The sequence below is a fragment of the Craurococcus roseus genome, assembly GCF_039523795.1.
Taxonomy (GTDB): Bacteria; Pseudomonadota; Alphaproteobacteria; order Acetobacterales; family Acetobacteraceae; genus Craurococcus; species Craurococcus roseus.
On sequence record NZ_BAAAFZ010000130.1, the window covers coordinates 1 to 501 of the forward strand.

General features: G+C 79.8%; 1 pseudogene. It reads left to right on the plus strand.

Annotated features, from left to right (window positions below):
• Positions 1 to 39: 39 nt before the first annotated feature.
• Positions 40 to 501: pseudogene (locus tag ABD067_RS26250) on the plus strand (IS5 family transposase); the annotation flags it as partial.

A 501-nucleotide genomic window follows, 5' to 3' on the forward strand; every position in this document is an offset into this window, starting at 1 on the left:
TGCGCCTAACGAAACCCGCCCTGTTGCGTTCTCGGCGGCATGGCCGAGCCGCCCCTTCCCGACGACCTCTGGGCGGCGGTGGCGCCGCTGCCGCCGCCCCCGCGGCCCCGCCCCAAGGGCGGCAGGCCGCCGGTACCGGACCGGGCCGCCCTGACCGGCATCCTGTCCGTGCTCAAGACGGGGCTGCCGTGGGAGCACCTGCCCGCGGAGACGGGCCGCGGCTCCGGCATGTCCTGCTGGCGCAGGCTGCGCGACTGGCAGGAGGCCGGGGCGTGGGCCGCCCTGCACCGGGTCTTGCCGGAGCGGCCGCAAGCGGCGGGGCAGATCGGCTGGTCCCGCGCCGCGCTGGGCAGCGCCGGCGCGCCCGCGAAGGGGGGGCGGGGCGACCGGCCCCAACCCGACGGACCGCGGCAAGCCGGGCACGAAGCGGCGCCTCGTCACCGACGCCCGCGGCACGCCGCTCGGCGTGACGCCGAGCCCGGCCAACCGCCACGGCAGCGC